The sequence below is a fragment of the Comamonas sp. JUb58 genome, assembly GCF_004364775.1.
Lineage (GTDB): Bacteria > Pseudomonadota > Gammaproteobacteria > Burkholderiales > Burkholderiaceae_C > Comamonas.
This window is the reverse complement of record NZ_SOAL01000015.1, coordinates 75904-89175: the sequence shown is the minus strand read 5'-3', so window position 1 is coordinate 89175 and position 13272 is coordinate 75904. Positions and strand designations below refer to the sequence as shown.

Sequence of the window (13272 nt, the reverse complement as noted above, 5' to 3'; positions counted from 1 at the left end):
CGATGTCGTACCCCCTTCTGCGCCCCGCTCCGCTGGCTTTGGCCATTGCTCTGGCCTTGGGCTCCGTGGCAGCCCATGCGCAAAGCGCCGCGCTGCCAGCCACGCCGCTGGCCTTCAGTATCCAGGCCCAGCCGCTGGCCGAGGCGCTCAATGACTGGGCGCGGCAAACGCGCATCCAGCTGATTGCCCAACAAGGCCTGGTCGCCGGCAAGCGGGCACCGGCCATCGTCGGCACCCTGACGCCGAACCAGGCGCTGGACCGCCTGCTGGCCGGCACCGGCCTGGTGGCCACGGTGGAAGGCCAGGCCGTGGTCATCAAGGCCGCATCGGTGGGTGAGGAAGGCGCGACCCTGGCGACCGTGACGGTGACGGCCGATGCCCAGCGTGACGGTGCCACCGAAGGCAGCGGCAGCTACACCCAGCGCGGCCCCAGCTCGACGGCCACGGGCTTGGGCCTGAGCCTGCGCGAGACCCCGCAGTCGGTCAGCGTGATGACCCGCCAGCGCATGGACGACTTCAAGCTCGACACCTTGACCGATGTGATGGAGCAGGCCCCCGGCATCGGCATCTACCGCCAGGGCAATGCCACCGACTTCCAGGCACGCGGCACCTCGGTCAACCTGCAGACCGATGGCATGGCCCAAGTGCGCAGCGGCTGGTACTACCTGACCAGCACCCTGTTCTCGCTCGACGACATGGCCGAGATCGACCACATCGATGTGCTCAAGGGCTCCTCGGGTCTGGTGGTGGGCAAGGGCGAATACGGTGCCACCGTCAACATGGTGCGCAAGCGCCCCACGCGGACCTTCCAGGCCAGCGTGCAAGCCAGCGCCGGCAGCTGGGACAGCTACCGCGCACAGGCCGATATCGGCGGCCCGCTCAACGAGGCCGGCACCCTGCGCGGCCGCCTGGTCGCATCGGCCACCGATGCCGGCAGCTTTCGCGACCATGAAGAAAGCCGAAGCAAGATGCTGTTCGGTACCTTGGAAGCCGACCTGAGCCCCGATACCTTGCTGAATGTCGGCTTTACCTACCGCCAGCGTGCGGCCAACGGCATCGGCACGACCCAACCCATCCAGGGCTACACCCGCGCGGGTGTCAAGACGCCCGACCGGCCACGTTCGTTCAACACCGGCGCACCCTGGGGCGGTTACGACCAGGACGCGGTCACCCTGTTTGGCAGCCTGGAGCAGCGCCTGGGCAATGGCTGGACCAGCAGCCTCAAGTTCTCGCACCAGCAGGTGCGCATGGACGATATGTTTGCCGGCTACCTCTACGACCAGGACCGCGTGAACTATGGCCGCTGGACCGACATGCGCAACAACAACTGGACGGTGAACCTGGACATCAAAGGCCCGTTCAGCATGCTGGGCCGCCAGCATGAGCTGCTCGCCGGCCTGGGCATCTCGCGCTTCCAAAGCAGCGTCAAACTGCCCTTGAACGCGCTGACCTTGTTGCCGCTCAATGGCCTGGGCACCAGCTATGACCAGGGCGGCGCCTACCTGCCCGAGCCCGACACCAGCAGCTGGACCTATGGCGACAACCGTTTCAGCCAAAAGCAGCGCTATGCCTATGCGGCAGGCCGCTTTCAGCTCAGCGATCCGCTGCAGCTGATTGCCGGCTTGCGCGTGACCAAGTTCGAAGAACGGGACACCACCCCGTACTGGTGGAACTACGACATGAACGAGAGTGCGGTCTACACGCCCTATGCCGGTCTGGTCTATGACTTCCACCCCAATATGTCGGCCTATGCCAGCTATGCCAGCATTTTTCAGCCGCAGACCTCGCAGGACGAGCAAGGCCGCACCCTCAAGCCCGAAGAGGGCAACACCTATGAGGTCGGTATCAAGGGTGAGTTCTTTGACAAGCGCCTGAATGCCAGCATCAGCCACTACTGGATCAAGACCAAGAACACCGCCGAGGAAACCGGTGGTCTGACACCCGGTGGCGATACCGCCTACCGCTCCGTCGCCTCTGCCACCCGCCACGGCTGGGAGCTGGAGCTGTCAGGCGAGCTGGCACGCGGCTGGCAGGCCCAGGGCAGCCTGGTGCGGCAGAACAGCTCGCTGAGCAACACCAGCCAGTACCCCGAGTACCAGTTCAAGCTGGGCAGCACCTACCGCTTTGACCAAGGTGCGCTGCGCGGTCTGACGGTCGGTGCCTCGACCCGCTGGCAGGACAAGACCTCCGTCAGCAACAGCGCCGCCACCCTGGAGCAAAGCAGCTACGCGCTGCTGGACCTCATGGCCCGCTACCAGGTCAACAAACAGCTGTCGTTCAGCATGAACATCAACAATGCCCTGGACAAGCACTACAAAGCTGGCGTGAACAACTTCAGCGCCATCGGCCTGTACTACACCTGGGGAGCTCCGCGCAGCGTAAACGTGGGCATGCGTTACGACTTCTGAGTCGGATGACGGGCAATCGCGGCACACATGAGCGCGGCTTGCCCATCACCTACTAAAAAGGCCCGCTGGCTTTCATGCCAGCGGGCCCGGGTGCTACAGAGTCAATAGCGCTTACTTGGCCTTCTCAAATGCTTCTGTCAGCCTATCGACTGCCTGTTCGATCTGGGCGACATCGGGCGCCGCAAACGACAGGCGCATCGAATGCAGGTTCGCGTTGTCGGCATAGAAGGCCTTGCCCGGCACAAAGATCACATTGGCCGCCACGGCGGCATCGAACAGCTTTTGCGGATCGATGCGGGCATCGAAAGTCATCCAGACAAACATGCCGCCAGCAGGCTGCACAAACTGCACCAGGTCACCCAGACGCGCCTTCAGGCCCTCGGTGAGGGCCAGCATGCGGCGCTGGTATTCGGCACAGGCCTTGGCCACAGCCTGGCCATAGCGGCCCGACTGCAGGTAGCTGGCGGCCACGGCCTGCGCCAGCGGCGAGGTGCAGAGGTCATTGGTCTGCTTGGCCACGGTGCAGCGGCGCAGCACAGCCGGGTCGGCCACCATCCAGCCCACGCGCAGGCCAGGGGCCACGGTTTTGGACAGGCTCGACAGGTAGACCACCGGGTTCTCGCCCTCGCCCAACTGCTGATGGGCCGCAGCATAGACCGGTGCGGGGCGGGCATCGGTGAAGGCCAGCTCGCCATAGGGATCGTCCTCGACCACGACAAAGCCATACTGCAGCGCCAGTTGCACCAGGCGGTCGCGGCGCTGCTGCACCAGCAAGGTGCCGCAGGGGTTGGAGAAGTTGGGCACGGTGTAAAGCAGCTTGGGGCGCTCGGCCACCGGCAGCGCAGCCAGCATGGCGGCCAGGGCATCCACATCCAGGCCATCGCCATCCACCGGCGTGCTCAGGATCCTGGCGCCCGCCTGGCGCAGCGCCGCAAGGGTGGCAGGGTAAGCGGGGGTCTCCACGCAGACGGTGTCGCCAGGCTGGATCAGCACGCGCAGCAGCAGGTCAAAGCCCTGTTGCGAGCCAGTGGTGACCAGCATGTCGGCAGCGCTGCAGCGGATGCCGCGTGCCTGGCACTGGGCCGCCAGCTGCTCGCGCAGCGCGGGCGAGCCTTCGGTGGCGCCGTACTGCAGCGCCGTGGCGCCCGTGGTCATCGCCTGCGCGGCTGCTGCGGCCAGGCCTTCCTGGTCGAACAGGCTGGGCGAGGGGTAGCCACCCGCCAGCGAGATCATGCCCGGGCGGCTCAGGTAGGGAAACAGCTCGCGGATGGGCGAGCCCTGGGGATTGGCGAATGCGGGAGTGAATTGAAAAAAGGACATGGCCTTGTCTCGCTGGGTTGTCTCTGGTAGTTGTTATTGGCCATGCCTGCCAACGCAGGCACGGCCAGGGTCTTAGTTCTTGGCGGTGCCCAAATCCACGGTGCCGCAGAGGTGCTGGGGATCCAGCCGGTCGCGCCAGCCATCGGCCCATTGCTGCAGCAGCGGCGGCGTAAAGCGTTGGTAATAGGCCAGGTTGTGCGGGCCCACGCCATGCTCGGCGCTGTAGCTGCCGCCAAAGTCCTGCACCACCATGCCGTAGATGGCATCGCGCAGGCGCTGCACCACGGCGGGGTCGTACTGCTCGGGCGCATCCTTGCGCCAGATGACGTTGAAGTGCACACCGCCATCGGCGATATGGCCAAAGTCCACCACCGTGAGGAAGGGGTAGTCGCGCGCCACCAGCTCACGGCCCTTGCGGCAGAACTCCATGATGCGCGAGCGCGGCACCGACACATCAAACGCAATCGGCTTGCCCAGTGCCCGCGCGCCTTCGCTGATGCTATGGCGCAGGTGCCACAGCTCGGTGGCATTGCCCAAGGCCGCGTTGACGATGGTCGACTCGAACTGGTCTTCCAGGAAGCTGTTGAGCGCCTCTTGCAGATCCAGCTGGCTGTATTTGGCAGCGGCATTGGCTTCCAGCTCGACCAGGATGGCGAACTCGGGCGCATCGTCCGGCGCAAAGGGGTTGCGCAGGTTGGGCACATGGTCAATGGCCGCCTGCATCGCATTGCCCGAGATGCCTTCAAATGCGGCCAGCCAATCGCCCAGGTCGCGCTCAAAGGCCTGCAGCAGTTCCATCACCGCCTCGTCCGAGGCCGGCACCACCAGCGCCGTGGCGCGTTGGGCCGGGCGGGCATGCACCTGGATGGTGGCCTGCGTCACGATGGCGCCGGCACCGGAGCCGCCGACAAACAGCTGCTTCCAGTCCACACCGGTATTGTTCTTGCGCAGCGCGCGGCCTAGCTCCACCACCTCGCCGGGCGGGTCCATCAGCACCACTTGCAGCGCCATCAGGTTGGAACGCACATCGCCGTAGCGGATCAGGCGCGTGCCACCGGTGTTGGTGGCCACCATGCCGCCGATCGAGGGATTAGCCCCCAGATCGATCGGGAACCAGAGGCCATGCGGTTCGAGCTTGTCGTTGAGCTCCTGCAGGGTCACGCCGGCATCGACGACCACGCTGCGGTTGGCCACATCCACCTCGCAGTGGCTGCGCAGACGCGAGAGGCTCAGCACCAGCTGGGTGCCGCTCATGTCCGGCGTGCTGGCGCCCACCATGCCGGTGTTGGCGCCTTGGGGCAGCAGCGCCAGGCCGCGCTCGGCGCAGAGCCGCACCACGGCCTGCACCTGTGCCACATCGGCGGGGCGCACCACCAGGCGTGCACGGCCCTGGCCGTAGCGCGCGCCCTCCTCATAGGCGGCCATGTCGGCGCCTTGCAGCACCCCGACTTCGCCCACAATCGCATGCAGTGCGCTCAGCAGCTCGCTGTTGTCCAGATCAGAGGCGGCCATCGCTCAGGCCACGCTTTCTGCCACGTCGGCTTGTGCCAGGGCCTCGCGCACCGCTTGCAAGGATGCGTCCTGCATCGCCTGGTACAGCGCGATCTCGTCATGCACCTGGGCGCCCAGGTCGGCTTCGAAAGCCTGCTGCGCCTGGTTGGCCTCGTAGTGCTTTTGCTCTTCGCCACCCAGGTTGGACTGGAAGATACCGGCCGCGCTCACTGGGAGAAAGTCCTCGTACACGATCGGCTCGGCACGCACCACGCCGTCGGCAATCAGGGTCTCGATATCGGCCGAGGCATCGCCCACGGGCTGCTGCAGCACATAGCGGTAGAAGGCCAGGCCTTGCTGGCGCATGGCATCGTGGCTGTCGGGGAAGGCGGCAAAGGACGACTCCAGGCGGTCCTGGTAGTTGGCGCTGGCGCTACCGGCATTGCCCATGCTGCGCACATTGGCCAGCAGGCTGTCGTACAAGGCACGGCCCTTGCGGGTCAGGGCCACGCCGCGCTGCTCGATCTCGCCAAAACGGGCGGTGTGCGTGCCCTGGTCATCGCTGCCGGGGAAGTTCACGCGCTCCTGCAGCGCCTTGAAGCTGGTCTGGCGCAGCAGGATCGGGCAGGCGCGGCGGGGTGGGCCTTCGACCACATCCTTGGCATCCATGCCATGGGCGGGCATGCCCAGCTGGGCGGCGTCGATATCGAGGGTGCGCGGCGTCAGGTGGTTGATGTGCGGGCCCTTGAAGCAGACCACATCGGCCACCAGGCGGTGCGCCTTGTGCAGCTTGTCGTAGGTGGCGGCATCCACGGTTGCCTCGCTGTGCCAGCGGAAGGTCTCCAGCGCTTCGCGCACAAACTCGTCGGCCTGGGCATCGGTCAGGCCACCGGCGGCTTCGCACTGGGCGATCAGCGCCAGCGCGCGCTCGGTAAAGATCTGGCGGCGCGCCAGGATGGCGGCCGACTGCGCGCGCAGCGCCTCATCGGCCAGCAGGTCCAGGCGCAGCAGCGAGGTGAACACGCGGAAGGGGTTGCGGTTGAGCGAGCTGCCCAAGACCGGGCGGAAGGCGGTGGAGTGCACCGGCACGCCCGCCACCGACAGGTCGTAGTAGCCCACGGCCTCCATGCCCATCACGGCAAACAGGCGGCGCAAGGTGGACAGCTCTTCCTTGGTGCCCACGCGGATCGCGCCATGGCGCTCCACATCCAGGCGGTCCAGCTCGTCGGCCTGCGCCATCGCATTGGCCAGTGCGGGCTGGGCCTTCAGCACCTCGCCATTGACCTGGGCCACCAGTTCCATCAAGTTGCCGTATTGCGGCACTTCGTCGCGGTACATATCGGACATGGCGCGGGAGAAGCGCGAACGAACCTCATCGGGGTGCACAAATTGGGTCATCGTGGGTACCAGATCAATAGCTAATAAAACGGGGAAACGGGCCTGGTGCCAGCCGCCACAGACAGCGGGCGCACCAGGTCAGCACTGCGCGTCATGCTAGGCAGTGCCTTGTGCCAGGTCAAACGACAATAGCGCGGCAAATTATTCCAATTACGCACAACATGGCCAGGGGCTGCGTCTGCGATGCGCGATGCGATGTGGGGCGCGCCCATCCATGGCCTGGGTGCGCGGCCTGCGGGCATAAAAAAACCCAGCCGGGGCTGGGTGGGGTGCAGGGTGCAAGCGCCTGGCTTACTGGTCGGCGTAGGCTTCCAGTGGCTTGTCGTTCGGCTCTTGCAGCAGCTTCTTCAGCGTGTCGCTCATCGGCAGGTTCAGCGCCTGGCCCTTGGGCGGGATGGGTTGCATGAACCACTTGTCATAGACCTTGGCCAGCTCGCCGGACTTCATCATCTTGCTCAAGCTGTCGTCCACGGCCTTCTTGAAGGCGGGGTCGTCCTTGCGGAACAGCAGCGCAATCGGCTCCGATCCCAGCGCCTCGCCGACAATCTTGTAGCCAGCGGGGTTGGCCGAGTTGGCGATCACGCCAGCCAGCAGATTGTCATCCAGCACAAAGGCGTCGGCACGGCCCGATTCGAGCAGCATGAAGCTTTCGAAGTGGTCCTTGCCCAAGGTGGTGGGCAGGTTGATGCTGTTGTCCTTGGCGAACTTGCGCAGCAGCTGCACGGCGGTGGTACCGGCCGAGGCCGCCACGGTCTTGCCATCGAGCTGCTTGACGCTGGTGATGTTGGAGTCAGCTCGCACCGCTGCGCGCACCTGGCTCACATAGGTGGTCACCGCAAAGGCCACTTGCTTTTGGCGGCTCAGGTTGTTGGTGGTGGGGCCGCAGCCGATGTCCACGGTGCCGTTTTGCACCAGTGGCATCGTGTTCTGGGCCGTCAGCGCCATGTATTCAATCTTGGCCTTGGGCGCGATTTCCTTGAGCACGCGCTCGCAGAGCTCGACATGGTAGCCGCCGAAAGTCTGGTTGGAACCAATCGCATAGGCCATTGGGGCCGAGCTTTCACGCACGCCAACCACCACCTTGCCGGTGCTGTTGATCTTGTCGAACGTGCTTTGCGCAAACGCCGCGCCGCCGGCAGCAAAAGCCACGGCTGCAGCAACCATCTTGATGCTGAATTTCATTATGTACTCCTTGGAAATGACGAATTGGCAGCCAGGCGTGGGCCCGAAGCTGCTCCACCAGCTTTGTGATTGCGCTGGCTTGGCACGCTGCGCATGCGCGCTTGAAGACCAAATGGATGCACAGGTTTTGCGCCAGCGCATCCAGCCTCCGAGTATTCCAGAGAGTCGCGCCAATCCCTAGCGCGTATTTCGAAGCATGTGTTGCTGTTTTGGAAACACCGTGCTGCACTGCCGTATCTGCGTTAGCAGCAGACGGCAGTGCCTGGCGATCAGCCTTATGGCGCCAAGCGGCTCACCAACGCCACGGTCGAAGGGTCCACGCCCTGCCAGTCGCCCTGGTCGCGGCGGGCAAACAGGTCCTTGGCCAATTGCTTGCCCAGCTCCACGCCCCACTGGTCAAAGCTGTTGATGCCCCAAAGCGCTCCGCTGACAAACACACGGTGCTCGTACAGCGCGATCAACGCCCCCAGCGAGGTGGGGGTGAGCTTGTCCATCAACAAGAAAGTGCTGGGCCGGTTGCCCGGGCAGTACTTGGGGCCCTGCTCTTCGGTGCGGCCCACCAGCAGCGCCTGGGCCTGCGCAATGGCATTGATCACCAGGTTGTTCTGGTGGCTGGCCAGGTTCTTGCCGCCCTCACGCGCAGCAATGAACTCCACCGGGATCACATCGCGGCCCTGGTGGATCATCTGGAAAAAGGCGTGCTGGCCATTGGTGCCGGGCTCACCCCAGACCACGGGCGATGTGGCAAAGGGCAGCGGCTGGTTCTGCACATCGCGGCCCTTGCCATTGCTTTCCATCTCCAGCTGCTGCAGGTAGGCCGACAGCCGGCGCAGGCCATGGCTGTAGGGCGCCACACAGCGCGTGGCAAAGCCGTGGAAATTGCGGTACCAGACATCGAGCAGGCCCAGGCGCACCGGCAGGTTCTGCGCCAGCGGCGCGGTCTTGAAGTGCACATCCATGTCATGCGCGCCTTGCAGCATGGCCCGGAAGGACTCGGCCCCCACCGCAATCGCAATCGGCAGGCCGATCACCGACCACAGCGAGTAGCGGCCGCCGACCCAGTCCCAGAAACCCAGGGTGGTGTCGATGCCAAAGGCCGCTGCCGCCTCGGTATTGGTGGTCAGCGCCCAGAAATGCTTGGAGATCGACAGCGCCGCGCTGCGGTCCTCGCTGCCGCCTTGCGCCAGGAACCAGTCGCGCGCCGAATGCGCGTTGACCATGGTCTCCAGGGTGGTGAAGGACTTGGACGCGACCAGGAACAAGGTGCTCTCGGGCCGGGTCTGCGCCAGCACATGGCCCAGCTCATGCCCGTCCACGTTCGACACAAAGTGGAAGCGCTTGCCGGCAATGCGCCAGTCCTCCAGCGCATTGACCACCATGGCCGGGCCCAGGTCCGAGCCACCGATGCCGATGTTGACGATGTCGGTGATCTGCGGATTGGCACGCACCTGCTCGGCCAGCGCCAGCATCTGTGCCAGGCTGTCGTGTACATCGGCCAGGGCCTCACGCACAAAGGCGGGGCTATCGGGCAACCAGCGCTCCAGGCCCTCGGCGGGTTGGCGCAGCAACCAGTGCATGGCCGCCCGGCCTTCGGAGCAGTTGACCTGCGCACCGGCAAACATCGCATCGCGTGCCTGCTCCAGACCGCAATCGAGGGCCAGCTGCAGCAAAAGCTGCTGGCTTTGGCTGTCGATCAGGTTCTTGGACAGGTCGGCTAACAGATGGGGCGCCTGCTGGCTGAACTGGTCCAGCCGGGTTGCATCGTCGGCAAAGGCCGCACGCAGGTCCAGGCCTCGGCCCTCAGCGTCGTAGTATTTTTGCAGTTCTTGCCACGCGGGGGTTTCATCGCAGCGCTTGCGCTGCGTCGCACATTCTCGGTTCATAGGACAGTGTAAATGGCTGCACGGGGCTGCCAGGCGGGCTGGCAGCCGCCCGATCAGGCCGATTGCAACAACTTGTCGAGCTTGATGGCATCGGCCACAAAGGCGCGTATGCCTTCGGCCAGCTTTTCGGTGGCCATCGCGTCTTCGTTCAGTGCAAAGCGAAAGCCCGCTTCGTCGTACTGCACGCGCTCCAGCGACAGCGCCTTGGCCGCTTCGGCGTTCAGCGCGGGCTGCAGCGGTGCATCGGCAGCGGCCAGTTGGGCCAGCAGCTCAGGCGAGATGGTCAGCAGATCGCAGCCAGCCAGCGCGGTGACCTGGCCGATATTGCGGAAGCTTGCGCCCATCACTTCGGTGGTGATGCCGAAATGCTTGTAGTAATCAAAAATGGCCTTGACCGATTTCACACCCGGGTCGTTGGCGCCGGCCATCGCGGCCTCGTCCCAGTTGCTGCCGGCCTGCTTCTTGTACCAGTCATAGATACGGCCGACAAAAGGCGAGATCAGCTGCACCTTGGCCTGGCCGCAGGCAATGGCCTGGCACTGCGCAAACAGCAGGGTCAGGTTGGTGTGGATGCCTTGCTCTTCCAAGGCCTTGGCGGCCTGGATGCCTTCCCAGGTCGATGCGATCTTGATCAGCACGCGATCGATGTGTACGCCCTCAGCCTCGTACAGCGCGATGATGCGCTGGGCCCGGGCCACCGTCGCATCGGTGTCGAACGACAGGCGGGCATCGACCTCGGTCGACACGCGGCCCGGAATGATGGACAGGATCTCGGCGCCAAAGCGCACCAGCAGGCGGTCCATCACCTCGTCCAGCGGCTTGCCGCGGAACTTTTGCACGGTCTCGGTCAGCAGCGGCGCGTAATCGGCCTTTTGCACGGCCTTGAGGATCAGGGACGGGTTGGTGGTCGCGTCTTGCGGCTGGAACTGCGCCAGCTGGTGAAAGTCACCGGTATCTGCCACTACCGTGGTCAGCGCTTTGAGTGCATCGAGTTGGTTCATGGTCTGCTCTTGGTCAATATCCGGTCTGACGTGCTTGTCTCCCCTCCTGCGCACGGCGGCCAACACGAGGGGCGCTCAAGCTTAACCGAACTTATGCGCGGTTTGAGGCTGTCTGCATTCTACGGCTTCTCCTATGTCCGTGAAACTGAGTTACATTAATCCCTGCCTTGATGTTCAGGAAGTTTCATGCGTTTTGATCTGGTTTTGTTTGGTGGCACCGGCGATCTGGCCTGGCGCAAATTGCTGCCCGCGCTGTTTCAATCTTTCCGCCATGGCAGCCTGCCTGCCGACGGGCGCATCATCGGCGTAGGCCGTGGCGCAATGAGCGACGACGAGTACCGCGCGCTGATCGCCCAGCGGCTGGCCGAGGTCGAGGCCGACAAGCGGCCCAGCGATGCGGAATTTGCCCGCTTTGCCCAGCACCTGCACTACCTGCGCATGGACCTGTCGCAGCCGGCCGACTATGCCGCGCTGCGCGAGCTGCTGCAGGCGCGCGATGCCGACACCGTCGTGATGTACCTGGCCACGGCGCCTTCGCTGTTCACCACCGTCTGCGAGCAGCTGGGCGCTGCGGGCCTGGCCACCGAGCGCACCCGCGTGGTGCTGGAAAAGCCGCTGGGGCATGACCTGCCATCGAACCGCGCCATCAACGCGGCCGTGCGCGAGGTGTTTTCCGAAGCGCAGATCTTCCGCATCGACCACTACCTGGGCAAGCCCTCGGTCCAGAACCTGCTGGCGCTTCGTTTTGGCAATGCCATCTTCGAGCCACTGTGGCGGCGCGAGAACATCGCCAGCATCGAGATCACGATGGCCGAGCAGCTGGGTGTGGAAAAGCGCGGCGAGTTCTACGAAAGCACCGGCGCGCTCCGCGACATGGTGCAAAACCATGCGCTGCAGCTGCTCTGCGCGATTGGCATGGAGCCGCCCATCAGCGCCGATGCCGATGCCATCCGCAATGAAAAGCTCAAGGTGCTGCAATCACTCAAGCGCTGGACACCCGAGACGGTGATCCGCGACGTGGTGCGCGGCCAGTACGCGGCCGGTCAGATTGCCGGCAAGCCGGTGCCGGGCTACCGCCAGGAAGAAGGCGTCTCCCCCAACAGCCAGACCGAAACCTTTGTGGCGCTGCGCACCGAGATCAGCAACTGGCGCTGGGCCGGCGTGCCCTTCTTCATCCGCACCGGCAAACGCCTGGCCGGGCGCGAGGCCTCGATCGTGGTGCATTTCCGCCAGGTGCCGCATGCCATCTACCGCACGCCGCTGGGTGCCGCCAACCGCCTGACCATCCACCTGCAGCCCAAGGATGGCCTGACCCTGCAGCTGATGGCCGCCGCGCAGAGCCAGGCCGATACCGGCGGCGTGCAGACCTTGTCGCCGGCTGCGCTGGACCTGGACTTTGACCAGCGCTTCGGCACCGAGCGCGTGGGCGCCTACGAACGCCTGCTGCTCGATGTGATCGCCGGGCGCCTGAACCTGTTTGTGCGCGCCGACGAGCAGGAGGCCGCCTGGCAATGGGTGGAGCCGATTCTGGAGGCCTGGCAACAGGCCAATGCCCGTGGCGAAAGCCCGCGCCCCTATGTGGCCGGGCATTGGGGCCCGGGCGCCGCCAGCGCGCTGGTGGCGCGCGACGGCCACAGCTGGATGGAAGAGTTTTGACCGCCGCCGCCCACCACCGCTTCACCCGCTTCAAGGTAACGCCATGCTAGACCGCATCACCGCCTCCCTCCCCTCGCTGGCACCGGCCGAGCAGCGCGTGGCGCGCCTGGTGCTGGCCGATCCGCGTGCCTTTGCCTCGCGCCCGGTGCGCGAGCTGGCCGAACTGGCCCATGTCAGCAAGCCCACCGTGGTGCGCTTTTGCCGCAGCATGGGTTATGACGGCCTGGCCGATTTCAAGCTCAAGCTGGCCGGCAGCGTCAGCGAAGGCGTGCCCTTTATCCACCGCAGCGTCGATGCCGATGACAAGACCAGCGATGTGCTGGTCAAGGTGGTGGACAACTCGGTCGCGGCCTTTCTGGCCTACCGCAATGCCGCCAGCACCACGGCGCTGGAGGCGGCATCCAGCGCCATCGTGGCGACCTGGCAGGCGGGCAAGCGCATCGAGTTCTATGGCGTGGGCAACTCCGGCATCGTCGCCCAGGATGGGCAGCACAAGTTCTTTCGCCTGGGCGTCACCAGCCTGGCGACCAGCGATGGCCATATGCAGGTGATGAGTGCCACCATGCTGGGCGCGGGCGACTGCGCCATCGTCATCTCCAACTCCGGCCGCACCCGCGACCTGATGGATGCCACCGACATCGCCAAGCGCAATGGCGCCACAACGATTGCCATCACCGCCAGTGGCTCACCGCTGGCACGTGCGGCCAATATCCACCTGGCGGCCGACCACCCCGAGGGCTACGACCGCTACAGCCCCATGGTCTCGCGCCTGCTGCACCTGCTGATCCTGGATGTGCTGGCCACCAGCGTGGCGCTGCGCATCGGCGAGCCGCTGCAGCCGGTGCTGCAGCAGATGAAGGACAACCTGCACGCCAAGCGCTATACCTGACGGCGTTTTTACCTTGCCAGAACGAAAAAAGGGGCAGCCTAGGC

Annotated in this window: 9 protein-coding genes; 3 read left to right on the top strand and 6 right to left on the bottom strand. The window is 65.1% G+C overall.

The features are described 5' to 3' along the window. Positions 1 to 2 precede the first annotated feature (2 nt). Entirely contained in the window at positions 3 to 2408 is a 2406-nt protein-coding gene (locus EDF71_RS16895) for a TonB-dependent siderophore receptor (protein WP_133857727.1), read from the top strand. A gap of 111 nt (positions 2409 to 2519) precedes the next feature. Here the strand turns inward: EDF71_RS16895 and EDF71_RS16890 are convergent, their stop codons facing one another. From EDF71_RS16890 to tal, 6 genes are all read right to left on the bottom strand, one after another. After that, positions 2520 to 3728: a PLP-dependent aminotransferase family protein gene (locus EDF71_RS16890; RefSeq protein WP_133857726.1), complete on the bottom strand. Its 1209-nt coding sequence runs from the start codon at positions 3726 to 3728 to the stop codon at positions 2520 to 2522. Between the two features lie 72 nt (positions 3729 to 3800). Continuing rightward, on the bottom strand, positions 3801 to 5240 hold the full coding sequence (locus tag EDF71_RS16885; protein ID WP_133857725.1) for an FAD-binding oxidoreductase: 1440 nt from the start codon (positions 5238 to 5240) through the stop codon (positions 3801 to 3803). Between the two features lie 3 nt (positions 5241 to 5243). Beyond that, positions 5244 to 6617 carry a VOC family protein gene (locus EDF71_RS16880; RefSeq protein WP_133857724.1) on the bottom strand — a complete coding sequence of 458 codons (1374 nt, stop codon included), beginning with the start codon at positions 6615 to 6617 and terminating at the stop codon, positions 5244 to 5246. Positions 6618 to 6908: 291 nt separating this feature from the next. Next, positions 6909 to 7799 (bottom strand): transporter substrate-binding domain-containing protein, encoded by an 891-nt coding sequence (locus EDF71_RS16875; RefSeq protein ID WP_133857723.1) that lies wholly within the window; start codon positions 7797 to 7799, stop codon positions 6909 to 6911. Between the two features lie 275 nt (positions 7800 to 8074). Continuing rightward, positions 8075 to 9682 carry a glucose-6-phosphate isomerase gene (gene pgi / locus EDF71_RS16870; protein WP_133857722.1) on the bottom strand — a complete coding sequence of 536 codons (1608 nt, stop codon included), beginning with the start codon at positions 9680 to 9682 and terminating at the stop codon, positions 8075 to 8077. 53 nt (positions 9683 to 9735) lie between these two features. Next, positions 9736 to 10683 (bottom strand): transaldolase, encoded by a 948-nt coding sequence (tal, locus tag EDF71_RS16865; RefSeq protein WP_133857721.1) that lies wholly within the window; start codon positions 10681 to 10683, stop codon positions 9736 to 9738. Between the two features lie 186 nt (positions 10684 to 10869). Between tal and zwf the strand changes: the two genes are divergently transcribed. Together zwf and EDF71_RS16855 are read left to right on the top strand one after the other, a co-directional pair. Continuing rightward, positions 10870 to 12339 carry a glucose-6-phosphate dehydrogenase gene (zwf, locus tag EDF71_RS16860; RefSeq protein ID WP_133857720.1) on the top strand — a complete coding sequence of 490 codons (1470 nt, stop codon included), beginning with the start codon at positions 10870 to 10872 and terminating at the stop codon, positions 12337 to 12339. 43 nt (positions 12340 to 12382) lie between these two features. Then, the gene (locus tag EDF71_RS16855) at positions 12383 to 13228 is read left to right on the top strand and encodes a MurR/RpiR family transcriptional regulator (protein WP_133857719.1); all 846 of its coding nucleotides are present in this window, start codon (positions 12383 to 12385) and stop codon (positions 13226 to 13228) included. The last annotated feature ends 44 nt before the right edge of the window (positions 13229 to 13272 follow it).

Coding starts and splice junctions, on each gene's coding strand:
- EDF71_RS16895 (WP_133857727.1), top strand. CDS start 3: ATGTCGTACCCCCTTCTGCGCCCCGCTCCGCTGGCTTTGGCCATTGCT.
- EDF71_RS16890 (WP_133857726.1), bottom strand. CDS start 3,728: ATGTCCTTTTTTCAATTCACTCCCGCATTCGCCAATCCCCAGGGCTCG.
- EDF71_RS16885 (WP_133857725.1), bottom strand. CDS start 5,240: ATGGCCGCCTCTGATCTGGACAACAGCGAGCTGCTGAGCGCACTGCAT.
- EDF71_RS16880 (WP_133857724.1), bottom strand. CDS start 6,617: ATGACCCAATTTGTGCACCCCGATGAGGTTCGTTCGCGCTTCTCCCGC.
- EDF71_RS16875 (WP_133857723.1), bottom strand. CDS start 7,799: ATGAAATTCAGCATCAAGATGGTTGCTGCAGCCGTGGCTTTTGCTGCC.
- pgi (WP_133857722.1), bottom strand. CDS start 9,682: ATGAACCGAGAATGTGCGACGCAGCGCAAGCGCTGCGATGAAACCCCC.
- tal (WP_133857721.1), bottom strand. CDS start 10,683: ATGAACCAACTCGATGCACTCAAAGCGCTGACCACGGTAGTGGCAGAT.
- zwf (WP_133857720.1), top strand. CDS start 10,870: ATGCGTTTTGATCTGGTTTTGTTTGGTGGCACCGGCGATCTGGCCTGG.
- EDF71_RS16855 (WP_133857719.1), top strand. CDS start 12,383: ATGCTAGACCGCATCACCGCCTCCCTCCCCTCGCTGGCACCGGCCGAG.